Annotated in this window: 25 protein-coding genes; 18 read left to right on the top strand and 7 right to left on the bottom strand. The window is 71.4% G+C overall.

The window, feature by feature from the left end; all coding sequences use genetic code 11:
- Positions 1-17 precede the first annotated feature (17 nt).
- The 8 genes from ACFY10_RS16400 (at position 18) to ACFY10_RS16365 (ending at position 7,610) form a co-directional block, all read left to right on the top strand.
- On the top strand, positions 18-212 hold the full coding sequence (locus tag ACFY10_RS16400) for a hypothetical protein (protein ID WP_003992731.1): 195 nt from the start codon (positions 18-20) through the stop codon (positions 210-212).
- Positions 213-260: 48 nt separating this feature from the next.
- Positions 261-1,127 (top strand): N-acetyl-1-D-myo-inositol-2-amino-2-deoxy-alpha-D-glucopyranoside deacetylase, encoded by an 867-nt coding sequence (gene mshB / locus ACFY10_RS16395; protein ID WP_390665791.1) that lies wholly within the window; start codon positions 261-263, stop codon positions 1,125-1,127.
- The gene (locus tag ACFY10_RS16390; protein ID WP_390665790.1) at positions 1,124-1,534 is read left to right on the top strand and encodes a DUF6113 family protein; all 411 of its coding nucleotides are present in this window, start codon (positions 1,124-1,126) and stop codon (positions 1,532-1,534) included. The genes mshB and ACFY10_RS16390 overlap by 4 nt, the downstream gene beginning before the upstream one ends.
- 154 nt (positions 1,535-1,688) lie before the next feature.
- Positions 1,689-3,989 (top strand): hypothetical protein, encoded by a 2,301-nt coding sequence (locus tag ACFY10_RS16385; protein WP_390665789.1) that lies wholly within the window; start codon positions 1,689-1,691, stop codon positions 3,987-3,989.
- Between the two features lie 156 nt (positions 3,990-4,145).
- Positions 4,146-5,075 (top strand): ABC transporter ATP-binding protein, encoded by a 930-nt coding sequence (locus tag ACFY10_RS16380; protein WP_390665788.1) that lies wholly within the window; start codon positions 4,146-4,148, stop codon positions 5,073-5,075.
- The gene (locus ACFY10_RS16375; RefSeq protein WP_390665787.1) at positions 5,072-5,803 is read left to right on the top strand and encodes an ABC transporter permease; all 732 of its coding nucleotides are present in this window, start codon (positions 5,072-5,074) and stop codon (positions 5,801-5,803) included. The genes ACFY10_RS16380 and ACFY10_RS16375 overlap by 4 nt, the downstream gene beginning before the upstream one ends.
- 5 nt (positions 5,804-5,808) lie before the next feature.
- Positions 5,809-6,999 (top strand): sensor histidine kinase, encoded by a 1,191-nt coding sequence (locus tag ACFY10_RS16370; RefSeq protein ID WP_390666178.1) that lies wholly within the window; start codon positions 5,809-5,811, stop codon positions 6,997-6,999.
- Positions 6,996-7,610: a response regulator gene (locus tag ACFY10_RS16365; RefSeq protein WP_390665786.1), complete on the top strand. Its 615-nt coding sequence runs from the start codon at positions 6,996-6,998 to the stop codon at positions 7,608-7,610. Before ACFY10_RS16370 ends, ACFY10_RS16365 begins: the two co-directional genes overlap by 4 nt.
- A gap of 97 nt (positions 7,611-7,707) precedes the next feature.
- Here the strand turns inward: ACFY10_RS16365 and ACFY10_RS16360 are convergent, their stop codons facing one another.
- Complete coding sequence (locus ACFY10_RS16360; protein ID WP_390665785.1) at positions 7,708-8,559, bottom strand: tetratricopeptide repeat protein; 852 nt, start codon at positions 8,557-8,559, stop codon at positions 7,708-7,710.
- 32 nt (positions 8,560-8,591) lie between these two features.
- Complete coding sequence (locus ACFY10_RS16355; protein WP_390665784.1) at positions 8,592-9,599, bottom strand: GNAT family N-acetyltransferase; 1,008 nt, start codon at positions 9,597-9,599, stop codon at positions 8,592-8,594.
- A gap of 139 nt (positions 9,600-9,738) precedes the next feature.
- Here ACFY10_RS16355 and fdxA point away from each other — a divergent pair, with 139 nt between their 5' ends.
- Positions 9,739-10,059, top strand: a complete 321-nt coding sequence (fdxA, locus tag ACFY10_RS16350; RefSeq protein WP_030961637.1) for a ferredoxin — start codon at positions 9,739-9,741, stop codon at positions 10,057-10,059.
- A 163-nt stretch (positions 10,060-10,222) separates the two neighbouring features.
- A complete protein-coding gene (locus ACFY10_RS16345; RefSeq protein WP_390665783.1) occupies positions 10,223-11,314 on the top strand; it encodes a bifunctional succinyldiaminopimelate transaminase/glutamate-prephenate aminotransferase in 1,092 nt (363 codons plus the stop codon).
- A 64-nt stretch (positions 11,315-11,378) separates the two neighbouring features.
- On the opposite strand, the gene ACFY10_RS16340 is transcribed toward ACFY10_RS16345, so the two are convergent.
- Both ACFY10_RS16340 and ACFY10_RS16335 read right to left on the bottom strand, forming a co-directional pair.
- The gene (locus ACFY10_RS16340) at positions 11,379-11,837 is read right to left on the bottom strand and encodes an ATP-binding protein (RefSeq protein ID WP_390665782.1); all 459 of its coding nucleotides are present in this window, start codon (positions 11,835-11,837) and stop codon (positions 11,379-11,381) included.
- 279 nt (positions 11,838-12,116) lie between these two features.
- The gene (locus ACFY10_RS16335; protein ID WP_390665781.1) at positions 12,117-13,094 is read right to left on the bottom strand and encodes a heavy metal transporter; all 978 of its coding nucleotides are present in this window, start codon (positions 13,092-13,094) and stop codon (positions 12,117-12,119) included.
- Positions 13,095-13,179: 85 nt separating this feature from the next.
- Here ACFY10_RS16335 and dapE point away from each other — a divergent pair, with 85 nt between their 5' ends.
- Positions 13,180-14,259 carry a succinyl-diaminopimelate desuccinylase gene (dapE, locus tag ACFY10_RS16330; RefSeq protein ID WP_390665780.1) on the top strand — a complete coding sequence of 360 codons (1,080 nt, stop codon included), beginning with the start codon at positions 13,180-13,182 and terminating at the stop codon, positions 14,257-14,259.
- A gap of 147 nt (positions 14,260-14,406) precedes the next feature.
- Positions 14,407-15,165 (top strand): TIGR00730 family Rossman fold protein, encoded by a 759-nt coding sequence (locus ACFY10_RS16325; RefSeq protein ID WP_390665779.1) that lies wholly within the window; start codon positions 14,407-14,409, stop codon positions 15,163-15,165.
- Positions 15,166-15,330: 165 nt separating this feature from the next.
- Here ACFY10_RS16325 and folP read toward each other — a convergent pair whose 3' ends face one another.
- Entirely contained in the window at positions 15,331-16,191 is an 861-nt protein-coding gene (gene folP, locus ACFY10_RS16320) for a dihydropteroate synthase (protein WP_390665778.1), read from the bottom strand.
- Positions 16,192-16,355: 164 nt separating this feature from the next.
- Here folP and ACFY10_RS16315 point away from each other — a divergent pair, with 164 nt between their 5' ends.
- Together ACFY10_RS16315 and ACFY10_RS16310 are read left to right on the top strand one after the other, a co-directional pair.
- Positions 16,356-16,712 (top strand): DivIVA domain-containing protein, encoded by a 357-nt coding sequence (locus tag ACFY10_RS16315; protein ID WP_390666177.1) that lies wholly within the window; start codon positions 16,356-16,358, stop codon positions 16,710-16,712.
- On the top strand, positions 16,709-17,290 hold the full coding sequence (locus ACFY10_RS16310; RefSeq protein ID WP_390665777.1) for a DNA-3-methyladenine glycosylase I: 582 nt from the start codon (positions 16,709-16,711) through the stop codon (positions 17,288-17,290). The genes ACFY10_RS16315 and ACFY10_RS16310 overlap by 4 nt, the downstream gene beginning before the upstream one ends.
- Before the next feature lie 93 nt (positions 17,291-17,383).
- On the opposite strand, the gene ACFY10_RS16305 is transcribed toward ACFY10_RS16310, so the two are convergent.
- Positions 17,384-18,187 carry an enoyl-CoA hydratase/isomerase family protein gene (locus tag ACFY10_RS16305; RefSeq protein WP_390665776.1) on the bottom strand — a complete coding sequence of 268 codons (804 nt, stop codon included), beginning with the start codon at positions 18,185-18,187 and terminating at the stop codon, positions 17,384-17,386.
- A gap of 365 nt (positions 18,188-18,552) precedes the next feature.
- Here ACFY10_RS16305 and ACFY10_RS16300 point away from each other — a divergent pair, with 365 nt between their 5' ends.
- A complete protein-coding gene (locus tag ACFY10_RS16300) occupies positions 18,553-18,720 on the top strand; it encodes a DUF3117 domain-containing protein (protein ID WP_003966491.1) in 168 nt (55 codons plus the stop codon).
- A 115-nt stretch (positions 18,721-18,835) separates the two neighbouring features.
- On the opposite strand, the gene ACFY10_RS16295 is transcribed toward ACFY10_RS16300, so the two are convergent.
- The gene (locus ACFY10_RS16295; protein WP_099931145.1) at positions 18,836-19,468 is read right to left on the bottom strand and encodes an O-methyltransferase; all 633 of its coding nucleotides are present in this window, start codon (positions 19,466-19,468) and stop codon (positions 18,836-18,838) included.
- A gap of 301 nt (positions 19,469-19,769) precedes the next feature.
- Between ACFY10_RS16295 and sigE the strand changes: the two genes are divergently transcribed.
- From sigE to ACFY10_RS16280, 3 genes are all read left to right on the top strand, one after another.
- A complete protein-coding gene (gene sigE, locus ACFY10_RS16290) occupies positions 19,770-20,474 on the top strand; it encodes an RNA polymerase sigma factor SigE (RefSeq protein WP_390665775.1) in 705 nt (234 codons plus the stop codon).
- Positions 20,471-21,451 (top strand): anti-sigma factor family protein, encoded by a 981-nt coding sequence (locus tag ACFY10_RS16285; RefSeq protein ID WP_390665774.1) that lies wholly within the window; start codon positions 20,471-20,473, stop codon positions 21,449-21,451. Before sigE ends, ACFY10_RS16285 begins: the two co-directional genes overlap by 4 nt.
- Before the next feature lie 1,353 nt (positions 21,452-22,804).
- Positions 22,805-24,511 (top strand): trypsin-like peptidase domain-containing protein, encoded by a 1,707-nt coding sequence (locus ACFY10_RS16280; RefSeq protein ID WP_390666176.1) that lies wholly within the window; start codon positions 22,805-22,807, stop codon positions 24,509-24,511.
- The last annotated feature ends 25 nt before the right edge of the window (positions 24,512-24,536 follow it).

Genomic DNA, 24,536 nt, shown 5'->3' with positions numbered 1-24,536 from the left:
TTTGGAGGTGAGCCGCCGTGGCACTCTCGATTTCGGCGGTGGTGCTGCTGGCGATCATCGTCTTCCTTCTGATCAAGAAGTCAGGACTGAAGGCGGGGCATGCGATCGTCTGCATGCTGCTCGGGTTCTATCTGGCCTCCTCGACCGTCGCTCCCACCATCAGCGAGCTGACGACGAACATCGCGGGGATGATCGGCAGCATCAAGTTCTGACGCCCGGGCTGCCCCGCACTGTCGGTGCCGCCTCGTAGGGTGGGCTCCATGACGGAACAGCCCGCCCGGCGTCTGCTGCTGGTGCACGCGCACCCGGACGACGAGTCGATCAACAACGGCGCGACCATGGCCGCGTACGCGGCCGGGGGTGCCCGCGTGACCCTGGTCACCTGCACCCTCGGCGAGCTCGGCGAGGTCATTCCGCCGGAGCTCCGGCACCTCACCGGCACCGCCCTGGGCGAGTACCGGCTGCGCGAGCTCACGGCGGCCATGAGCGAGCTCGGCGTCGAGGACTTCCGTCAGCTCGGCGGCCCGGGCCGCTACCGGGACTCCGGGATGATGGGCCTGGCCGACAACGACGACCCGGCCTGCTTCTGGCAGGCGGACGTCGACGAGGCGGCCGCCCACCTCGTCGAGGTGATCCTCGAGGTGCGCCCCCAGGTCCTCGTCACATATGACGACAACGGCGGATACGGCCACCCCGACCACATCCAGGCCCACCGCGTGGCCATGCGCGCCGCCGAACTGGCCGCCGGGGCAGGGTGGGAGATTCCCAAGGTGTACTGGAACCGCGTGCCGCGGTCCGTTGCCGAGGGTGCCTTCGCCCGGCTTGCGGAGGATCTGCCCGGTCTGCCCTCCGCCCCCTTTCCCAAGGTCGCCGTCATCGACGACGTACCGGGTGTCGTGTCCGACGACCGGATCACCGCCGAGATCGACGGCACCGCGCACGCCGCCGCCAAGGCCGCCGCGATGCGGGCACACGCGACACAGATCGAGGTCGCGGAGCCGTATTTCGCGCTCTCCAACGAGCAGGCACAACCCCTCTTCACCACCGAGTACTACGAATTGGTGCGCGGGGAAGGCGGAGAGCCGAGAGAGAGCGATCTCTTCGCCGGGATCGAGGAGGCGTCATGACGGAGCGCGGTTCCATGCTCGCCCAGCCACTGCAGCGGCCCTCCGCCGGACGGGCGCTGCTGTACCTGGGTCTCTTCGTGCTCGGCGCGGTCGTCGGCGCGGCCGGTGCGCTGGTGCAGGCCGGCTGGTTCCCCGGCGGGCTGCTGCTCGCGCTCGCGGGCGAGGCCGGACTCTGCCTCGGCGGCGGACGGGCCACCGGCAGCCGGGGCGGGGCGTTCGCACCTGCCGCCGGATGGATGATCTCCGTCATTCTGCTCACCGCCAGCAGACCCGAAGGCGACTTCCTCTTCGGCGCAGGAGGCGGCTCCTATCTCTTCCTCCTCGGAGGGATGGCCGTCGCTGTGATCTGCGCCACCCTTGGACAGGGGCGGCAACCAGGTGGCCGTGACGTCCGACTTGGCAAGTGACGTACCACTTCGCCATTAACCGCGCGTGGGAGTCCCGTGTGGGTTTCCCCGGCGGTCATGGGATACGCGCCAGAAGTGGCCAGTATGGTGGTGCGCGCCGCCGAGCCGCCCGTGAGGTTGTGTCGGGCGGCGGAGCCAACCGGGAGAACCTGCCTTGAGTCGTGAAACTGACACTCCGTCCTCCGGGCCCAACGGGCGCGGCGGAGCCGCATACCCGTCGGGCACGCCGCCGTACGGGACCCCCACGGCTTCCGACGCCGGTACGGATGCGGGCCGTTCGGCCACGCAGCCGGAGGACCGCAAGACCGAGACCACACTGACGACCCGGATCCGGATCAACATCCCAGGGTCGCGGCCCATTCCGCCGGTCGTCGTGCGTACGCCCGTCGCGGATGCCGAGAGCTCCGACGACACCGGGGAGACCGAGGCTCCGGGGCCGGGGGCGACCCAGGCCATGAGCACCGTCGAGCCTCCGGCCGAGCCCGCTCAGCCCGCCGAGGAGAAGACGAGCGGGTGGTTCGCCCCCCGCAAGTCGGCGCCTGCCAAGGGCGGTCAGGGCGGCGGCGCCACCAACGGGGCCGGTCTGCCGGGCGGTTCGGGCGCGGGTGCGCCGGCCGCCCCGGGCGCCGGGCCCTTCGGTACGGGTGCCCCTTCGGGCGGCGCACGTCCGGGCGCCGGTCGTCCAGGCGGCGTGGTCGGCTCCATGAGCGTGCCGGGCGGCTCCCGGCCCGGCGGTGCGGGCGGCGGCGCCCCCCGCCCGGGCGGGACGAACGGCGCCGGGCTCCCCGGAGCGACCGGCGGGCCCGTGGCCCCCGGGCACGGCGGTGGCACCGGTTCCTTCGACGTCACCGAGGCGCTGGCCGCGGGACCGCTCGGCAACGGCGCGCGTTCCGGCGGTGGCGGCGGCGAACCGCGCCGTGACGAGCTCCCGTACTTCTCGGACGGCGAGCGCAGCACCCAGAGCGGGCAGAACGGCCAGGGTGGTTACGGCGGCCCGGGCGGCGCGAGCGGCTTCAACGGGCCGAACGGCCGCGGCGGCCAGGGCGGCGCCCAGGGCCCCGCGGGCCCGACCGTCGGACCGGTCACCGGTGACGGCCCCCTGACCTCTCCCTTCGGCAGCGGACCTGCCGGGCCCAAGGGCCCTGCGGGCTCCGGCGGACCTGTGGGCCTCGGCGGACCCGCCGGCATCGGTGGCCCTGGGGGCCCCATCGGCCCCGGAAGCATCGGCGGCCCGCACGGCGCGGGCCTCGGCCCCGGTGGCGGCCTCAGCGACGACACCGCGATCCTCACCCCGCAGAAGCCGGCCCCCGAGCCGGGCCAGCAGGGCTTCCCGGCGCCCGACAACGTCTCCGGACACACCGTCACCAGCGGTATCCCGGTCGTGCCGCCCGGCGCGAACTCGCCGTTCGGGCCCGGCGCCCACACCGACGGCCCGCTGCCGCACACGCCCCCGAAGCTGCCCGAGCCGACCACCCCGAAGCCGTCGGCCGCTTCCGCGCCCAAGAAACAGAAGAAGGGGCGCAACAAGCTGGTGCTGCTCGCCACCGGCGTGGTCATCGTCGGCGGCCTCGCGTACGGCGCCGGGCTGCTGATGAACCACTCCGACGTGCCCAAGGGCACCACCGTGCTCGGCGTCGACATCGGCGGCGGCACCCGTGACGACGCCGTCAAGAAGCTCGACGCGGCCTTCGGCGAGCGCGTGAACAAGCCGCTGAAGCTGTCGGTCGGCGGCAAGACCGTCGCCCTCAAGCCGGACCAGGCGGGGCTCCAGTTCGACGAGCAGTCCACGGTCGCCGCGGCCGCGGAGGCCGACTACAACCCGATCTCCGTCATCGGCTCCCTCTTCGGCAACCACCGCGTCGTCGACCCGGTCATGCCCGTCGACGAGGAGAAGCTGACCGCCGCCCTGCAGTCCGTGGCGGGCGGCTCCGGCTCGATGACCGAGGGCACGATCGAGTTCAAGTCCGGCAAGGCCGTCGCCGTCTACGGCAAGGCGGGCAAGGGCATCGACGCCACCAAGTCGGCCCAGGCGGTCGAGGAGGCGTACCGCAACCAGGTCGAGACCAACTCGACCGACCCGGTCGCGGTCGTCACCACGACTCAGCAGCCGACGGTCCCCAACTCCGAGGTCGACCGCGAGATGAAGGCCTTCGCCGAGCCGGCGATGTCGGGTCTCGTCACGGTCAAGACGGACACCGGTGTCTCGCTGCCGCTCAGCCCGCAGAACTCGCTGTGGAAGTTCCTCCGGGTCGAGGCCGTCAACGGCAAGCTCGTCGACAAGCCGGACCTCGCCGCGCTCAAGAAGCTCTACGGCGGCCAGTTCAATGGCGTCCTGATCACCCGCGGCACCGGCAAGAAGACCGCCGTCACGCCCCAGGACGTCTACGTCGCCCTGCGACAGGCCCTGCTGAGCAAGACCAACCGGGTCGGCGTCATCCAGACGAACCCGAGCTAGCCCGGCACGACCGAGAGAGGGCACCCGGCAGCCGCCGGGTGCCCTCTCGTCGTATGTCACCGACCGCTGTCACGGCGGCGGCATGACATCTGTCATCTGCCACTCAGGACCGCAGACACTGCCCCGACCTGGGGGTTCGCGGCCACCATGGTGGACATGACGACGACAGCGACAGCGGCCACCACCACCCCGGTGGTCGGCTTCGACCAGGTGAGCAAGACCTACGGGACCGTACGGGCCGTCGACGGGCTGAGCCTCGCGCTGCACCCGGGCGAGACCGTGGCCCTGCTGGGCCCCAACGGGGCCGGCAAGTCCACCACCCTCGACCTGCTGCTCGGCCTCAAGCACGCCGACAGCGGCACGGTCCGCGTCTTCGGCACCAGCCCGCGCGACGCCATCGTCGCCGGGCGCGTGGGCGCCATGCTGCAGAGCGGTGGCCTGATGGACGAGGTCACGGTCGCCGAGCTGGTGAAGCTCGCCTGCGACCTGCACCCCAAGCCGTACAAGGCGAAGGACGTGCTCGCCCGCGCCGGCATCTCCCAGATCGCCGACCGCAAGGTCAACAAGCTCTCCGGCGGCCAGGCCCAGCGCGTCCGCTTCGCCCTCGCCACGGCCGGCGGCAGCGACCTGATCGTCCTCGACGAGCCCACCACCGGCATGGACGTCTCCGCCCGCCAGGCCTTCTGGGCCACCATGCGCGAGCAGGCCGACCAGGGCCGGACGGTCCTCTTCGCCACGCACTACCTGGAGGAGGCCGACGCCATCGCCGACCGCGTGCTCGTCCTGCACCGCGGACGGCTCCTCGCGGACGGCACGGCGGCCGAGATCAAGGCGAAGGCGGGCGCGCGCCGCGTCTCCTTCGACCTGGAGGGCGAGATCGACGAGGCCCCGATCCGGGCGCTCCCGTTCCTGACCTCTGTCGACATATCCGGCCATACCATCCGCATCCAGTCCACCGACGCCGACGCGACCGTCCACGCGCTCTACGGCCTCGGCGTCTACCCCCGCAACCTCGAAGTCGCCGGGCTCGGGCTCGAGCAGGCCTTCGTCGCCATCACCGAGGCCGAGGAGGCCAAGCAGTCGTGAACAGCCTGATCAAGCTGGAACTCGCGCGCGCCCTGCGCAACCGGAAGTTCCTGTTCTTCTCGGTGATCTACCCCTCGGTGATCTTCCTGCTCGTCTCCAACCAGACGGGCAACGTCGACGGCACCGGCCTGAGCGTCGCGAAGTACGTCATGGTCTCCATGGCCTCCTTCGGCGCCCTGACCGCCGTGCTGATGGGCAACAGCGAGCGCATCGCCAAGGAGCGGGAGGGCGGCTGGGTACGGCAGCTGCGGCTGACCACGCTGCCCGGGCGCGGCTATGTCCTCGCCAAGACCGCCAGCGCGGCCGTGGTCAGCCTGCCGTCCATCGTGGTCGTGTTCCTGGTCGCCGCCGCCGTGAAGGACGTACGGCTGGACGCCTGGCAGTGGGTCGCCCTCACGGGCGCGATCTGGGCCGGCAGCCTGGTCTTCGCCGCGCTCGGCGTCGCCATCGGCTACCTCGCCTCGGGGGACGCGGTCCGCCCGATCACGATGATCGTCTACTTCGGCCTGTCGATCCTCGGCGGCCTGTGGATGCCGTCCTCCACCTTCCCGACCTGGCTGCAGGACATCGCCAAGTGGCTGCCCACGCACGCGTACGCTGCCCTCGGACGGGCCATCGAACAGAGCCAGGCCCCCCATGCCCAGGACATCGCCATCCTCGTCGCCTTCTTCGTCCTCTTCGCCGGCGGCGCGGCCTGGCTGTACCGGAAGGACACGCTGAAGGCGTGAGCACGATGACGGACGACGGGCTGCCCGAGGACCTCCGGGCCCAGAACGCGATCCGGGTCGGGCAGGAGCCCCGCAACCGGACCGAGGCGATGCGCAAGCTGGTCTGGATCCTGCCCTGGCTGATCTTCCTCGGTTCGCCGGTGCAGGACCTCAACTCCGGTCACCACTCGACGGCGGCGACCGCGGCCGGCTGGGTGGCCCTGGTCTCCTTCACCGGCGTCTATCTGACCGTGGTCTTCCGGAACATGGGCCGGCCGTTCGGCGGCCGGACCGTCGCCGGTCTCGTCGTCCTGCTCGGCACGCTCGCCCTGGTCCTGCCCCTCACCCTCGGCAGCGCGTGGATCGGCCTCTTCGTGTACGTCTCCGTCGCCTGCGGCGCCACGCTGCCGCAGCGGATCGCGTACTGGGCGGTCGGGCTGAACACCCTCGCGATGTTCCTGGTCCTCCTGCGTGTCGGGTCGGACGAGTGGAGCCTGGTCCTGGTGGTGCTGCTCCTGGGCTTCGCAATGATGGGCGTGAAGCAACTGGTGCGGACGACGGTGGAGTTGCGCAAGGCCCGCGCCACGGTCGCCCAACTGGCCGCCAACGAGGAGCGGTTGCGGCTCGCCCGCGACCTGCACGACCTGCTCGGCCACTCCCTGTCGCTGATCACGCTGAAGAGCGAACTGGCCGGCCGTATGCTCCCCGACCACCCCGACAAGGCGGCCCAGCAGGTCGCCGACATCGAACAGGTCAGCCGCCAGGCCCTGGTGGACGTCCGCGAGGCGGTCACCGGCTATCGCCGCCAGCGTCTGTCCGCGGAACTCGCGGGCACACAGGTCGCCTTGACGGCAGCGGGCGTCACGGCCGACGTCCCCGCCGAACCGGACCTCACCGGCGTCCCCGAGGAGAGCGAGTCCGCCCTGGCCTGGGCGCTGCGCGAGGCGGTCACCAACGTCGTACGGCACAGCGGCGCCACCCGCTGCACGGTGGAGGTGCTGCACCGCCAGACCCTGGACGGCCCGGTCCTGGAACTCGCCGTCGAGGACAACGGCTCGGGCGGCTCCGGCAAGGGCCCCGGCAACGGTCTGACGGGTCTGACGGAACGCCTGGAGAAGGCCGGCGGCACCCTGGAGGCAGGCCGCGTCAAGCACGGCTTCCGCCTGGTCGCCCGCGTCCCCGTCGACACCCCGTCGGCCGTAGGATCCGGGGCATGAGCTCTACGATCAAGGTGCTGCTCGCCGAGGACCAGTCGATGGTGCGCGAGGCGCTGGCCGCCCTCCTCGGCCTCGAGGACGACATTGAGGTCGTAGCCCAAGTGGCCCGCGGCGACGAGGTGTTGGCCGCGGTACGCGAGCACGCCGTGGACGTGGCCCTCCTCGACATCGAGATGCCGGGCTGCACCGGCATCGAGGCGGCGGCCCAGGTCCACAAGGCCCTGCCCGGTGTGAAACTCGTCGTCCTCACCACCTTCGGCCGCCCCGGCTACCTCCGCAGCGCCATGGAGGCAGGCGCCGACGCCTTCCTGGTCAAGGACGCCCCGGCGGCCCAACTGGCGGAGGCGGTACGCAAGGTCCTGGCGGGCGAACGGGTCATCGACCCGACCCTGGCGGCAGCAGCTCTTGCAGAGGGCGCCAACCCCCTGACGGACCGAGAGCGAGAGGTCCTGCGAGCGGCGGCGGACGGCTCGACGAATGCAGAACTGGCAAACACCCTGCATTTGTCCCAGGGAACGGTCCGCAATTACCTGTCGACAGCGATCCAGAAACTGGCGGTACGAAACAGGGCCGAAGCCGTCCGGATCGCACGGGAAAAGGGCTGGCTGTAGCGGATTTTGCTTTTAGGGGCGCGGGGAACTGCGCGACCAGCCACAACGCACCAGCACACGCGCAATCTTCAGAAACTTCTACGGCGAGTAGGCGAACTCAGTTGAGCAGTGCCCGAGCCGCTCGGGCCTGCCCCCGCACACGCTCCGCGGCCCCCTCATCCACCGCCGCCAAAACCTCGGCGTACGCCTCAAGCTCCACGGCCCCATCGACGAAGTCCCCCCGCTGGACAAGCAATTGCGCCCGCTCATACCGCAACCGCGCAGGATGCGAGGGCAACAACAACGACAACTCCACCGCCCACAGCGACACATCCGACCGCTCCGGCCGCGCCGCAGCCCACGCACGGATGTTGTTGAGGATCCGCAGAACGACGTCCAGCGGATCCGTCGGCGTCAACATCGCCTGATCCAACGGCGCCCCGGTCGCCCCGGCCACCAACAGCTCCGCGTCGCCGACACCCAGCACCCGCCCCCCGTCGAACGGATCCACCAGCACCTGCTCCTCCTGAGGCCCGAACCCCACGACGAAGTGCCCCGGCAGAGCAACCCCGTACACCGGCGCCCCAGCCCGCCGCGCGACCTCCATCCACACCACCGACAGCAGGATCGGCAGCCCGCGCCGCCGCCGCAGCACCTCGTGCAGCAGTGACGACTCCAGGCGCTGATAGTCGGCGGGGGAGCCGCGGAAGCCGTCCTGCGCCCCGAGGAGGTGGCGCAGCGCCGTTGCCCAGGCCATCGGACCGCCCGGCCGGAACGGCACCCGACCCGCCAGCCGGTCCAGCTCCATCTGGGCGGCGTCCATGCCCGCCTCGTCCAGCGCCCCGTCCGCCTCCGCGCCCACCAGCAGACACAGCGTGGACAGATCGGGCCGCTCGGACCGCGCCTCCTCGGCGAACCGCCGCCGCAGCTCGGCGGACCGCTCGGGCGGTGGGGGGTATGGGGGACGCATAGCAGCCTCGTGCCCTCTCCCGGCGATCGGTACTACTGGCCGCTGCCGGGAGCCGCCGGTTCCCGGTAGTGGTGGTACGCGTGGTGCGCGGCGAAGCCCATCCCGGCGTACAGCGCCCGCGCTCCCGCGTTGTCCTCCTCGACCTGGAGCCAGGCGGCCGAGGCGCCCTCGTCCAGGGCCCGCCGGGCCAGCGCGGACATCACGGTGGTGGCCAGCCCCCGCCGCCGCAGCGCCGGATCGACCTCGACGGCGGCGAAGGACGCCCAGCGCCCGTCCACGACACACCGCCCGATCGCCTGCGGCGCCTGCTCCCCGGGAACCGTCGCGAACCACACCGAGGGCCCGCTCCCGAGCACCTGCAGCGCGATCTCGCTCACGCCCTTGCGCTGGTATCGCGCAAGCCACGCCTCGTCGGCCTCCCGGGACAGCACGACACCGGCCCCCTCGGCCCGGTCGGCGACCGGCGCCAGCGCCCCGACCCACAGCTCGGCGGTCACCTCACGCACCCACCCGCGCCGCTCCAGATGCGCACACAGCAGCTCCTGCGTGCCCTCGGCGCCGGTCGCGGTCTGGAGGTACGCGGGCAGCCCGCGGTCGCCGTACCACCGCCGTACGACGCTCAGCGCCTCGTCGAGCGGCACACCCGGGTCGCCGAGCGGCAGCACGGAATTCGCCCGCCGGGTGAACCCGCCCGCGGCCCGCAGCTCCCACTCGCCCAGCCACTCGCTCTCCACCGGCCGCCACGCGCGCGAGGCGACGTGCGCGAGCTCCTCGTAGGAGGCGGCGGGGCCCCTGCGCCGGGCCGGGGCGGAGGGCACGACCTTCCCCGCGACCAGCGAGGATTCCGGAATCCGGACGCTCTCGCCGCCCTTGCGTGTGATCAGCAGCACACCGTTGTCCCATGATGTGAGAACACCCACCGTGTCGGTGAACTTCTCTTCCGGGACCGCAGGTTCGATCAAGCGTCGTACCGAGACTCGTTTCCCCACGTCAGCAGCGGTGATACGAACCTCGAGACGTCCGCCGGCCGAGATTTCCACAGGTCAGTTCACCCCTCCTGTTCGGATCAAGCCCAAGAACGGAGATACTAGGGGCGGGCATCGACGAGCCGCGCTCCCGCGCGCCAGGCGGCGGAGCCTGAGGAGGCCCGCCGGCGCCCTATCGAGGAGGAACGACAGCGTGACCTACGTCATCGCGCAGCCTTGTGTCGACGTCAAGGACAAGGCGTGCATCGAGGAGTGCCCGGTCGACTGCATCTACGAGGGCTCACGGTCCTTGTACATCCACCCGGACGAATGCGTCGACTGTGGTGCCTGTGAGCCGGTCTGCCCGGTCGAGGCGATCTTCTACGAGGACGACACTCCGGAGGAGTGGAAGGACTACTACAAGGCGAACGTCGAGTTCTTCGACGAGCTCGGCTCCCCCGGCGGCGCCAGCAAGCTGGGCCTGATCGAGCGGGACCACCCCTTCATCGCCGCACTGCCGCCGCAGGCCGAGTAGTCCCGCAAGCGGCCCGCACACCGTGCCGCCTCGGTCCCGTACGGCCGGATCCCCCTGGTGATCGCCGTACGGGGCCGAGGCGTTTGCCGTACCAGGGCCTTTGGGCCTTCTGCCGTACCAGGGCCTTGGGCCTTCTGCCGTACCAGAAAGTGAGCCAGATCCCGTGTCCGCAGTCTCCGACCGCCTGCCCACCTTCCCCTGGGACAAGCTGGAGCCGTACAAGAAAACGGCCGCCGCGCACCCGGACGGCATCGTCGACCTCTCCGTCGGCACCCCGGTCGACCCGGTCCCCGAGCTGATCCAGAAGGCCCTGATCGACGCGGCGGACTCCCCGGGCTACCCGACGGTCTGGGGCACCCCGGCCCTGCGCGACGCGATCACCGGCTGGGTCGAGCGTCGGCTCGGCGCCCGCGAGGTCACCCACAGGCACGTCCTGCCGATCGTCGGCTCCAAAGAACTCGTCGCCTGGCTCCCGACCCAGCTGGGCCTGGGCCCGGGCGACAAAGTGGCCTATCCGCGCCTGGCGTACCCGACGTACGAGGTCGGCGCCCGCCTGGCGCGCGCAGACTACGAGGTCTACGACGATCCGACTGCTCTGGACCCGACGAACCTCAAGCTCCTCTGGCTCAACTCGCCCTCCAACCCGACCGGCAAGGTACTCGCGAAGGACGAGCTGACCCGGATCGTCGCCTGGGCGCGCGAGCACGGCGTCCTGCTCTTCTCCGACGAGTGCTACCTCGAGCTGGGCTGGGAGGCGGACCCGGTCTCGGTCCTGCACCCGGACGTGAACGGCGGCTCGTACGAGGGCATCGTGTCCGTCCACTCCCTCTCCAAGCGCTCAAACCTGGCGGGCTACCGCGCGGCCTTCCTGGCCGGCGACCCGGCCGTCCTCGGCCCGCTCCTGGAACTGCGCAAGCACGGCGGCATGATGACGTCGGCGCCCACGCAGGCGGCCGTGGTGGCGGCCCTGGGCGACGACGCCCACGTCCGTGAGCAGCGGGAGCGGTACGCGGCCCGGCGTACGGCCCTGCGCGAGGCGCTGCTCGGTCATGGCTTCCGTATCGAGCACAGCGAGGCCAGCCTCTACCTGTGGGCGACGCGGGACGAGTCCTGCTGGGACACCGTGGCCCACCTGGCCGGGCTCGGCATCCTGGTCGCGCCGGGCGACTTCTACGGCACGGCGGGCGAGAAGTTCGTACGCGTGGCGCTGACGGCGACGGACGAGCGGGTGCGGGCGGCCGTGGAGCGCCTGTAGCCGCCGTGGACACGACGAGGGGGCCCGGGACGGTGTCCCGGGCCCCCTCCGTGCTGCAGGTGGCTCAGCCGGTGATCGGGAGGCCCTTCACCGGCAGCTTTCCGGTCGAGGGCAGGCTGCCGGTGGTCAGCGAGCCCGTCGGCAGGGTGCCGCCGTTCTCGCTCGCGGTCTGCGTGGTGACGCCGACGATCTCCCCGACGGAGCCCGCCGCGGCGCCCGCCGCCCGCTGCGCCGCCGGGGCCGCCTTCTTGGCAACGCTGCCGCCGGTCTTGCCCGCGTTCGGCACCGCCTTCTTGACCGCGTTGCTGCCGGCGTCGCCCGCAAGCCCGGTCACGTGCTGCGCCGCACCGTCCACGGTGTTGCCGACGTTCGCCCCGTCCAGAGAGGTCAGGCCACCGACGTTCGGGGCGGCGGGCAGTTCGGGGGCCGCGCTCGCGGAGCCGGCCGCACCGACCCCGGCAGCCGCTCCCGCTGCGACGAGCAGCGCGGCACGGGCGATCCGACGGGTCAGGGGGAGGGACATGATGCTCCTTCGATGGATGTTGATCGTCCGGGCTCGGACGATGTGACTACCGCTCGAAGGCCCCGAAGGTTGCGGCGTCCCAACGTAAAGAGTTGGCAATGCGTCGCATTATCGGCTGCGGATAAAAACGGGCAAAAAGTGCCCGGCCGGAAAGCGTGCCGAATCCTTACATCCCTTTGTTCTCAAGGGCTTTGACGGATACAGGGGTGACGGTGCGAAAACCTGCCCACACCGTGGAGCATGCATGCCGTGCATAACCCGTGAGAGTGAATGGCCGCACTACTGCGCAGTGACAATTCGGACCGCACTCGCGGCCTTTTCCGCGTCGCCGGCGGCTTCGGCGGCCGCTGTGTGCCACGGGTTGTCGGCGCTTCCGGCGGTCCACTCCCGCCCGCCGAAGGAGACGCGTTCGATGTGCAGTGCGGAGGAGTTGGCCACGGCCCAGTGGGCGAGCTGCCAGCCGCGCTGCCGGACGCTGCGGCCCTTGGCGGGGCTCTTGTCGGCGGCGACGGGGAGCGTGACGGTGCGCGCGCCGGACCGCGTGCTCGGGGTCGCGGAGGGCTTCGGTGTCGACCTGGCGCTCACTTCCGCGCCGGCCGGCTGCAGTGCGTCGCGCCCGAAGTCCCGGACGAGAGCGGCCCGTACGGCGTCCGGCCCCGCCGCCTGTGTGGCGGCCGGGATACCGGCGCAGGTCAGGGTGGCCGCAGAGTTCCCGGTGAGGGCGGCGGAGAGCAGGGCGGCGTCCGGCTCGTGCTTGGCGTACGCCTCGGGATAGCCGCTGCGCTGCACGCGCTGCGCGGCCTCGGTGAGGGGGAGTTTCGCGTAGTCCTGCACCTTGGCCAGGTGCTGGTAGAACACGCCCGCCGCGTACGTCGGGTCCAGGATCTGCTTCTTGGTGCCCCAGCCCTGCGAGGGCCGCTGCTGGAACAGGCCGAGCGAATCCCGGTCGCCGTGCTCGATGTTGTGCAGCCCCGACTCCTGCAGCGAGGTCGCGATCGCGATGGTCACCGCCCGCTCGGGCATGCCCCGCCCGGTGCCCACCGCGGCGATCGTCGCCGCGTTCACCGCCTGCTCCGGCGTGAACTCGTACTCCGCCCCGTCGCGCGCGTCCGAGACCACCCGGCAGCCCGAGCCGCCTCTGCCCCCGGTGACGTACTGCACCGTGACATAGCCCGCGAGGGCGAGCAGGACCACGAAGGCCGCCCCGATACGGAAGAGGCGGCCACGGCGTTTGAGGGTGGGTGACGGCTCTGGCACGCCGTACAAGGTAGCGGAGGGTACTGTGGCTCACGAGTCGGATGGGAACAGTGGTCCGAGTCGGTGCCGGGTTAGGGTCGACGGCATGGCCGACACCCCACTTGACCTCACCCTGGACGCCGCCGAGCTCACCGCGCGGCTCGTCGACTTCCCGTCCGAGAGCGGCACCGAGAAGCCCCTCGCCGACGCGATCGAGTCCGCCCTGCGCACCCTGCCGCACCTGACGGTCGAGCGGTACGGCAACAACGTCGTCGCGCGGACGAACCTGGGCCGGCCGCAGCGGGTGATCCTGGCCGGCCACATCGACACCGTGCCGATCGCCGACAACGTCCCGTCCCGGCTGGACGAGGACGGCGTCCTGTGGGGCTGCGGCACCTGCGACATGAAGTCGGGCGTGGCGGTGCAGCTGCGCATCGCGGCCACGGTCCCGGCCCCCAACCGCGACCTGACCTTCGTCTTCTACGACAACGAAGAGGTGACGGCGGACCTCAACGGCCTCAAGCACGTCGCCGAGGCGCACCCCGAGTGGCTGGAGGGCGACTTCGCGGTGCTGCTGGAGCCGTCCGACGGCGAGGTCGAGGGCGGCTGCCAGGGCACCCTCAGGGTCCTGCTGAAGACGACGGGCGAGCGGGCCCACTCGGCGCGCAGCTGGATGGGCTCGAACGCGATCCACGCGGCCGCGCCGATCCTGGCCCGCCTGGCGTCGTACGAACCCCGTTACCCGGTGATCGACGGCCTGGAGTACCGCGAGGGCCTGAACGCGGTGGGCATCTCGGGCGGAGTGGCGGGCAATGTCATCCCCGACGAATGCGTCGTGGCCGTCAACTTCCGCTATGCGCCCGACCGCACGGAGGAGGAGGCGATCGCCCACGTCAGGGAGGTCTTCGCGGACTGCGGGGTGCAGGAGTTCGTGGTGGACGACCACAGCGGCGGAGCCCTGCCCGGCCTCTCGCACCCGGCCGCGGCGGCCTTCATCGAGGCGGTCGGCGGCACCCCGCAGCCGAAGTACGGCTGGACCGACGTGTCGCGCTTCTCCTCCCTCGGCATCCCCGCGGTCAACTACGGCCCCGGAAACCCGCACTTGGCGCACAAGCGGGACGAACGGGTCGAAACGGCGAAGATCCTGGCGGGTGAGCAGCGTCTGCGGGAGTGGCTGACGGCATGACGAGACGGCCGTAGCGGTGCCCATCGTGGCCCTCGTGGTGACCCTTGTGCCGATGCCGCTTCACGGCGGACATGCTCACGTCCCCCGTCCGTAACCCGCGTAGATCTACGCTGAGGTGGAAACACCCCGCAAGCGGAGGGAGCGCACATGGCTACCGGGAACCCCGAGGGCAAGAAAGTGCCACCGGAGGAGCAGCGCCTGGGACCGGTCCTCCGGAGGCGGAGCCAGGTGACGGCGAGCACGACGGACCAGCGTCTGCTGGACGCGGGCGGCCCGTCGGACTGGGTCCACACGGACCCCTGGCGGGTGCTGCGCATCCAGTCGGAGTTCATCGAGGGCTTCGGCACCCTCGCCGAACTCCCGCCCGCGATCAGCGTGTTCGGCTCGGCGCGCACGGCCGTCGACTCCCCGGAGTACGACGCGGGCGTCCGGCTCGGCCGCGGCCTGGTGGAGGCGGGCTGGGCGGTGATCACCGGCGGCGGCCCCGGCGCCATGGAGGCGGCGAACAAGGGCGCCTGCGAGGCGAAGGGCATCTCGGTCGGCCTCGGCATCGAGCTGCCCTTCGAGCAGGGCCTCAACCCCTACGTCGACATCGGCCTGAACTTCCGCTACTTCTTCGTCCGCAAGATGATGTTCGTGAAGTACGCGCAGGGCTTTGTGGTCCTGCCCGGCGGCCTGGGCACCCTGGACGAGCTCTTCGAGGCGCTGACCCTGGTGCAGACCCAGAAGGTGACCCGCTTCCCGATCGTCCTGTTCGGCAGCGAGTACTGGGGCGGCCTGGTCGACTGGCTCAAGAACACGCTGATCGCCCAGGGCAAGGCCTCGGAGAAGGACCTGCTCCTGTTCCACGTCACGGACGACGTGGAAGAGGCGGTGGCGTTGGTGTCAAAGGAGGCGGGACGCTAGGCGCTGGACCTAGGCCGAGCGTTTGAGTTTTTCAGCCCGTCCGGCGTTTGGGTTTTTCAGCCCGTCCGGCGTTTGAGGACGAGGCCGTTCAGGCCGATCGGGGGTCCAGGGGGCGGAGCCCCCTGGGGACGGGAAGGGTTAGGGGCGGCGGGGGCGAGAAAAGCTCTACGCCAGCCCCCGCCGAGCCACGGCCGGAGGCCGATGCCCGGCGATCGACGCCACCATGTCCAGCACCTGCCGGGTCTCGGCGACTTCGTGCACCCGGTATACCTGCGCCCCCAGCCACGCCGACACGGCGGTGGTGGCGAGCGTCCCCACCACCCGCTCCTTGAGCGGCTTGTCCAGCGTCTCGCCCACGAAGTCCTTGTTGGACAGGGAGACGAGAACGGGCCACCCCGTGTCGACCATCTCCCCGAGCCGCCGAGTCGCCTCCAGGCTGTGCCGCGTGTTCTTCCCGAAGTCGTGCCCGGGATCGATCAGCACGGACTCCCGGGGCACCCCCAGCGCCACCGCCCGCTCGGCCAGCCCCAGGGTCACCCGCAGAATGTCGGCAACGACATCGTCGTACGTCACCCGATGCGGACGAGTGCGCGGCTCCGCGCCCCCCGCGTGCGTGCACACCAGCCCGACCCCGTACCGCGCCGCGACCTCCGCAAGGCCGGGGTCGACGCCACCCCACGCGTCGTTCAGCAGATCCGCCCCGGCCTCGCACACGGCCTCGCCGACCTCGGCCCGCCAGGTGTCCACACTGATGACGACGTCCGGGAAGCGCCGCCGCACCTCCGCGACGAAACCCACCGTCCGCCGCGCCTCCTCCTCGGCCGACACCTCTTCCCCCGGCCCGGCCTTCACCCCGCCGATGTCGATGATGGCAGCCCCCTCCGACACCGCCTGCTCCACGCGCGCGAGGGCGGGCTCGTCACGGAAGGTCGCTCCCTGGTCGTAGAAGGAGTCCGGGGTCCGGTTCACGATCGCCATGATCACCGGCTCGTGCGCCTCGAATTCTCGCCTGCCCAGCCTGAGCATGCCCTGTGACCTCTCGTAGTACGACCTGGGTAAGACCGGTTCCTCGGCCGCCCGCGACCCTAACTGTCAGACTCGCATGGCACGATCGGACCCTGACACATTCAGCTTCATCTTCAGCTTCATCCAGCTTCCGAACATCGAGCGTGGGGACCACAGCGATGGTTATGTTCTTGTTCCTGGTCGTCGCTCTCGCCGTCGTGGTCGCCGCCGTGACACTGGCCGTGGTGGGCGGCGGAGAGGGCGAGGGCCCGTTGCCCGAGGTGGCCCCCGAGCGGCTGCAGGACCCGCTGCCGCTGGACCGGCCCGTGGACCGCGCCGACGTCGACAGCCTCCGCTTCCCGCTCGCCGCCCGCGGCTACCGCATGTCGGACGTCGACGACGCCCTCAACCGCCTCGGCGCCGAACTCGCCGAGCGCGACGCCCGTATCGCCGACCTGGAGTCCGCCCTCGCGGGCGCCCAGGCCGCCGCGCACCACATCTCCATGGACAAGCCGATGCACGGCCGGGAGGACCAGCAGTGAGCGACGGCACCGCCATCGCCGGCCCGGACGGCGCCCTGCGCTGCCCCTGGGCCCTGTCCACCGAGGACTACGTGGCGTACCACGACGAGGAGTGGGGCCGCCCGGTCCACGGCGACGACGCCCTCTACGAGCGCCTCAGCCTCGAGGCCTTCCAGTCCGGCCTGTCCTGGATCACCATCCTGCGCCGCCGCCCCGGCTTCCGCGCCGCCTTCGCCGACTTCAAGATCGCGAAGGTCGCCGCCTTCACGGACGAGGACCGCGAGCGCCTCCTCGCCGACGCGGGCATCATCCGCAACCGCGCCAAGATCGACGCGACGCTCGCCAACGCGCGCGTGCTGGCGGAGTGGGCGCCCGGTGAGCTGGACGAGTTCATCTGGTCCCACGCCCCGGCGCCGGGGCCGGCCCCGAAGACTCTCGGGGACGTCCCGGCGGTCACCCCGGAGTCGACGGCCCTGTCGAAGGCACTGAAGAAGAGGGGCTTGCGCTTCGTGGGCCCGACGACGGCGTACGCGTTGATGCAGGCGTGCGGTTTGGTGGACGATCACTTGGAAGCATGCGTTGCCAGGAGCGCCCCTTAAGGGGCGCGGGGCTGCATCGATATGCGGCTCCGCCGCGGGGGCGCGACCAGCCACAACGAACCCGCAGCCCCCGAGGGCGCTCAAGCCCCGAGCTCACCGGCCCAAGTACTTCGGCTTCTCTTTGTTCACAAAGGCCTGCACGGCAATCACATGGTCCTCCGAGGACCCCGCCCGAGTCTGCAGCTCGTCCTCCTTGTCCAGCGTCTCGGACAGGGAGTGCGAGAACCCGTAAGCCACCGCTTCCTTGATCGCCGCATACGCCACCGTCGGCCCCTCGGCCAGCGCCCGAGCAACCTTCTCCGCCTCGGCATGCAGCTCACCGACCGGCACAAGACGGTTCGCGATACCCAGCTCGTACGCCTCCTGCGCCTTGACGCTCCGCGGGAAAAGCAGCAGGTCGGCGGCGCGCCCGGGACCGACGACCCGCGGCAGGGTCCAGGACATCCCGGAGTCGGCGGTCAGCGCGACCCCCGCGAACGACGTGTTGAAGGCAGCCGTGTCCGCCACGACGCGGTAGTCCGCAGCGAGCGCGAGCCCGAAGCCGGCCCCGGCGGCAACCCCGTTCACACCGGCCACGACAGGCTTCGGCATCCCCGCCAGCGCCCGCACCACGGGGTTGTAGTGCTCCTTCACCGTGCTCATGGTCTGCCCGGACCCCGTCTCCCGGTCCTGTGCCAGCAGCCCGATGTGCTCCTTGAGGTCCTGCCCCACACAGAACGCCCGCTCCCCGGCGGCGGTCAGCAGCACCGCCCGTACGGCATCGTCCTCGGCCGCGGAGCGGACCGCCTCCCGCAGGGCGACCTTCGTCGCGATGTTCAGCGCGTTCATCGCCTCCGGGCGGTTCAGCGTGATCGTCGCGAGTCCGTCGCTCACCTCGTAGAGCACGGTGTCGGCCATGGTGTGTCCCCTCCGCTGTCGCGGTTCAGGCGTACCGGCCGGTACGCCCCTGTCCGTAGGACAGCATGGCGGAGAGAGACCGGAGTGGACGTGTGACCTGCGTCAAAGAATTCTGGACGGTTTCTGGTCGGCGGAAGTCCGTGCGGCCGCGCAGTATCGCAGTCACATCGCCGAATTGAGTGGTTTTGCTCGCGCGCGTTGCCCAAGCGATGCCGACTGATGTTGGTCATCGGGTCCTGAGATGCGGGATAATGGCTTGGAAGCAATGTGTTCGATGCCGGTGTCGCGTGTCCCACGCTAGATACGCGTGCCCTCCCAGGGCCGTCGGCTTTGACGATGAGCTGGTTTCAGGAAGGGGAACGAGCATGGCGGCCATGAAGCCGCGGACGGGCGATGGCCCGCTCGAGGTGACCAAGGAGGGGCGGGGCATCGTCATGCGCGTTCCGCTCGAAGGCGGCGGTCGGCTCGTCGTCGAGCTGACCCCTGACGAGGCCGACGCGCTCGGCGACGCCCTCAAGAAGGTCGTCGGCTGACGCGGAAGCGACCATACCCTTTCAGCTGCCCCGGCATCCAAATGGTGCCGGGGTTGCTGTTTGCCGGTGCTTCCCCGCTCGTTCGCGGTACCTCAAACGCTCGTTTCCTCGACCCTCACCGCTTGACTGCGCACAGCAGCCCGTCGCCCACCGGCAGCAGTGACGGCACCAGCTCCTGGCTTTCGCGCACCGCGCGCAGCAGCTCCCGCAGACGCAGGACCTCCGTGGGCTGCGGGCCCGAGTCGACCGTGCGGCCGTTGGCGAAGACGCCCTCGAAGACGACCAGGCCGCCGGGGCGCAGCAGGCGCAACGATTCAGCGAGATAGTCGAGGAACTCCAGGCGGTCGCCGTCGCAGAAGACGAGGTCGTAGCCGGCGTCCGCGAGCCGTGGCAGGACGTCCAGGGCGCGGCCCGGGATGAACCGGGCGCGGTTGCTGGCGAAACCGGAGGCGCGGAAGGCCTGGCGGGCGAACTGCTGGTGTTCGGGCTCGGGGTCCACGGTGGTCAGCACCCCGTCCGGGCGCATGCCGTGCAGCAGATGGATGCCGGAGACGCCGGTGCCGGTGCCGATCTCCGCCACCGCCTTCGCGTCCACCGAAGCCGCCAGCAACCGCAGCGCGGAGCCCGTGCCGGGCGACACCGAGCGCAGGCCCGCCTCACGGGCCCGGTCACGGGCCCAGCGCAGCACTTCGTCCTCGGCGACGTAGGCGTCGGCGAACGCCCAGCTCGTCTGCCGGTTGCCGGTAATGACCCTCTCCTGTCCCCGTGGTTGCCTGGGCGTGACTGTATCCGTTGGGGCCGGGAACCCGCAGATGGGACCGGGCGTTTAGAGGGGTAGGAGACGGCACGGGGGGACACAGTTGGATCACGATGAGGGGCGGCGGCCCGAGCAACTGCAGACGCAGGGGTTCGAGCGGTATCAGCCCAGATCAAATTCTCGTAAAACCGCTTATCCGGAGCTAACGGGCGAGGTGGCTATGGTAGGGGCTCCACTGGACACCACCAGAGCCGACAGGGGAGGTGCGGCTGCGCCTGTGGATCGGGGAGGAGTGCTGCGGCGCTTTCTCGGTTCGGCAGGCAGGCCGAAATCCGTGAACGACACCGCTGCTGACCCCAGCCACGCCGCTGACCACGCCCAGACCGCGACTTTCTCCACCGACGCGGACGGGCAGGCGTGGACTCCGCCCACCTGGGAGGAGATCGTCAGCACACACAGTGGCCGCGTCTACCGGCTGGCGTACCGCCTGACGGGCAACCAGCACGACGCCGAGGACCTCACGCAGGAGGTCTTCGTCCGCGTCTTCCGGTCCCTGTCGACCTACACGCCGGGCACCTTCGAGGGCTGGCTGCACCGGATCACCACCAACCTCTTCCTGGACATGGTCCGCCGCAAGCAGCGCATCCGCTTCGACGCGCTGGGCGAGGACGCGGCCGAGCGGCTGCCCAGCCGCGAGCCGTCGCCCCAGCAGGTCTTCAACGACGCGCACTTCGACGCGGACGTCCAGCAGGCCCTCGACACCCTCGCGCCCGAGTTCCGCGCCGCGGTCGTCCTGTGCGACATCGAAGGACTGTCGTACGAGGAGATCGCCGCAACCCTCGGCGTCAAGCTCGGTACGGTCCGCTCCCGGATCCACCGCGGCCGCTCACAGCTTCGCAAGGCTCTCGCGCACCGTTCGCCGGAGGCCCGGGCCTCCGAGCGCCGCTCCTTCGTGCCTCGTGTGCCCGCACTGGGGGGAGGGGGCGCGACCGCGTGAGTGGAACACGACCCAGCCCCGCCGAGAGGCGTCTGGCCGAGCAGCACCTGGGAGACCGACTCTCCGCCCTGGTGGACGGAGAGCTGGGCCATGAGTCGCGCGATCGAGTTCTCGCCCACCTGGCCACCTGTGCCAAGTGCAAGGCGGAGGCCGATGCGCAGCGACAGTTGAAGAACGTGTTCGCGGAGGCGGCCCCGCCGCCTCCCTCCGAGAGCTTCCTGGCCCGTCTGCAGGGGCTTCCGGGGGGAGATGATCCGGACGGCGGTGGCTCGCCGTTCGGCGGGGGAGGACTTCCCGGCGGAAGCTCCGGAAGACCGGGCGTCACCGGGGTCTTCGGCCTGAAGCGGGGCGAGCGCTTCGAGTTCGGCTACGTCCCCTCCTCTTCCTCGCACGCCCCGATGCTTCCGCCGTCCGCGGACCGTGGCTTCCGTATACACGACGTCAGCCGGCACGAGGCCGAGCGGTCGGCCTCGCGCGGGATGCGGTTCGCGTTCGTCGCCGCCGGTGCGGTGTCGCTCGCCGCGGTCGCCCTGGGCGGCGTCACGACGGGCACCCCGGCCGACAGCACGGATGCGCGCGGCGGCACGGGAGCGGGCAGCAATGTGACCCCGATGCGTACGCAGGGGACGGGCGCCGCGACGGCTCCCGAGGCCCAGCGGCGCCGTGGCACCGGCCCACTGCTCGCGCAGGGCCGGCAGTCGCTCGGTGACACCCCGGTGGCCCCGACCGAGGTGTCCGCACCGCTGCTGCCGGGCGTACCGAGCCCTGCCACCGTGGCGCAGACCATGCACACGCTGACCACCCCCGTGATGGCGGGCGCCGCGGTGATGTCTCCGCTGATACGTCCGCTCACCACTACCCCGCCGCTCACCCTGACCTCATGGTCCACGGCCCCCGCGGTCTCGTCCCCCGGCCTCCTCGCCGCACCCGCCCCCGACTCGGCCTCCGCTCCCTCCTCCCCCCACACCTCCCGCTGACCAGCCCCTGCGCGACGGCCCGCGAACCTGGTTGAATCCAGGGTGGACCGCGCCCACGGCAGGCAGCCGCGCGCGGAGTCGACAACTGAGGCCACCGCCGACGAGCCGTGCCGCGTCGTGGCCAGCTGTGGGGAGAGCATGAACGAGGGGAAGCCCACGAAGCAGAAGTGGTGGAACCGACCACGGCTGCAGGGCCCTGCGGGGGAGACGACGGAGGCGCCGGGGGCTGCGGATGCGGCGGTTGGTCCGGCGGGGTCTGTGGGCGGGGCGGCGGGTTCGACGCCGGTCGTTGATGCGGCGGAGGGGCGGACGGAGGCTGCGGGTGCCGCTGCCGGTTCGCCGACGTCTGTGGATGCGGCACGGGGTTCGGCGGCGGCCGCGGATGCGGCGGTTGGTCCGGCGACCGCAGACGTGGCAGCGGGCTCCACGGCGGCCGCCGAAGCCGCGGCTGGTCCTACCAAGGCTGTGGATGAGGCGCCGCGACTCGTTGCGGGGACGGCGCCGGTGGACGACAGGGCGGCCCTGGCACCTGACGGCGACAGCGACGGCGACTTCGAGCTGGGCCGGCCGACGGGGGTTGGCAGCGGGGCAGCCGCCTCCGAGGGCGACTTTGAGCTGGAGCGTCCGGAGGGTGTTGCCGGTAAGCGTGCGGCTGCCTTCGAGGGTGCCGTTGAGCTGGGTCGTCCGGGAGGCGTTGAAGGCGAGCGTGAGGTTGTCCCCGAGGGCGACTTCGAGTTGGGGCGTCCGGAGGGTGTTGCCGGTAAGCGTGAGGCTGTCTCCAACGGCGACTTCGAGCTGGGCCAGCCGGAAGGTTTCGTCGGCGAGCGTGTGGCTGTTCCCGAAGGCGACTTCGAGTTGGAGGGGCCGGAGGGTGTTGGCGGCGAGCCTGTAGCTGTCCCCGAGGGCGACTTCGAGTTGGAGCGGCCTGACCGTGCCGGGAGCGAGGGAGCAGCGTCTGCCGAGGAAGATGTCGAGCCGGGGCGTCCCGCTGTGGTCGGCAGTGGCGGGATCGCTCTCCCCGAGGGCGACTTCGAGCTGAGGGCTCCGCGGGATGTGGCCGGGTCGGAGGCCGACCGCAGCGTGGCCGTCGGCTCACAGAGCAACCCCGAGGCAGCGGCGTCGGACGAGCCGCGCGCCGGGGGCGACTTCGAGCCGGATCGGCCTGCTGAGGCGGCCCCGGTCGCGGACGCGGACTGGGCTGCGGTTCCCGCCCCTGCCGGGCCCGCCGCCGAGCGCCCCAGACCTCTGCACGACCCTGATCCCTACAGCACCCCGCCGTACGGTGAGCCCGGCCCCTGGGCCCCCGCACCGCCGGTACAGCACCCGGCGGCCGCGCCCGCGCAGGGCACTGCGATACCGACGCCCACGCCGCCAGACGCCGCGCCGGCCCACAGCACGCCGACCCTCTCCGTGCCCGTCGCTGGTGCTCCTGCTCCCCTGGCGGTTCCCACGCCAGACGCCGCGCCGGCCCCGGTGCACCCGTCGGCCCACGGCACCCCGGCCGTACCCGTGCCCGTCGGGGGTGCTCCTGCTCGCCTGGCGGTTCCCACGCCAGACGCCGCGCCGGCCCCGGTGCACCCGTCGGCCCACGGCACCCCGGCCGTACCCGTGCCCGTCGGGGGTGCTCCTGCTCGCCTGGCGGTTCCCACGCCAGACGCCGCGCCGGCCCCGGTGCACCCGTCGGCCCACGGCACCCCGGCCGTCTCCGTGCCCGTCGCTGGTGCTCCTGCCCCCCGGGCGACCCCCATGCCCCACAGCGCGCCGACCCCGGTACCGCAGGCGCCCCCCGGCCCGCCAGTCCCCGGTGCCCCCACCCCCCACAGCGCGCCCGCCCCCACACCACCCCCCGGCATACCCGCCCCCTCCACCCCCTGGCAGAACTACGACCCCTGGGCGCCTGCCCCCTTCCAGCAGACCGGTGCTGCCGTCGAGGGCAAGGACGAGCGGGGGCGGCGGGTGACGAGGGGGCTTGTCGGGGGTGCCGTGGTGCTTGCTCTTGTGTGTGGTGGTGTCGGTGGGGTCATCGGGGCCTATGTCGAGCGCAACGGCGGCGTGGGGGCCGTAGAGCTGCCGCAGGCCGGGAAGGAGCCTGCCGGGCGGGCTCCGGACAGTGTGGCCGGGATTGCCGCCCGGGCCCTGCCCAGCGTGGTGACGCTGCATGTGACCGGCGCCGACGAGTCCGGCACGGGGACCGGGTTCGTGCTCGACGACCGGGGTCACATCCTCACCAACAACCACGTCGTCGAACCGGCCGCCGGGTCGGCGGGCGAGATATCCGTGACCTTCAACAGCGGGGACACCGCCAAGGCCACCGTCGTGGGGAGGGACAGCGGCTACGACCTCGCTGTCGTCAAGGTCAGCAATGTCCGCGGGCTGAAGCCCATGGCCCTCGGCAATTCCGACAACGTCCAGGTCGGCGACCCCGTCGTCGCCATCGGCGCCCCCTTCGACCTGGAGGGCACCGTCACCTCCGGCATCATCAGCGCCAAGGAGCGGCCCATCACCGCCGGCGGCGACAGCGCCGACGGGAGCGATGTGTCGTATGTCGATGCGCTGCAGACCGATGCGCCGATCAATCCCGGCAACTCCGGAGGTCCGCTCCTCGACTCCAAGGCCCGTGTCATCGGCATCAACTCCGCCATCCGGTCCGCCGACAGCAGCTCCGACGAGAGCGGTCAGGCCGGTTCCATCGGGCTCGGCTTCGCCATCCCCGTCAACCAGGCCAAGCGGGTCGCCGAGGAGCTCATCAACACCGGCAGGGCGACCCACCCCGTCATCGGTGTCACCCTCGACATGGACTACACCGGCGACGGTGCCCGCGTCGGCACCAAGGCTTCCGGCGGCGGCCCCGCCGTCAACGCGGGCGGACCGGGCGACAAGGCGGGGATCAAGGCGGGTGACATCATCACCGCTGTGGACGGCCAGCGTGTGCACTCCGGCGAGGAGCTGATCGTCAAGACCCGCGCCCACCGCCCCGGCGACCGCCTGGAGCTGACCGTGCGGCGCGACGGCAAGGAGAAGAAGATCTCGCTGGTGCTCGGTTCCGCCGACGGCGACTGATTGACACAAACCTCACAGGTGCACC

The sequence above is a fragment of the Streptomyces sp. NPDC001401 genome (assembly GCF_042895385.1).
In the GTDB taxonomy this organism is placed as follows: Bacteria; Actinomycetota; Actinomycetes; order Streptomycetales; family Streptomycetaceae; genus Streptomyces.
Note: the sequence above shows the minus strand (reverse complement) of the source record. Positions and strands in the feature narration are given on the sequence as shown.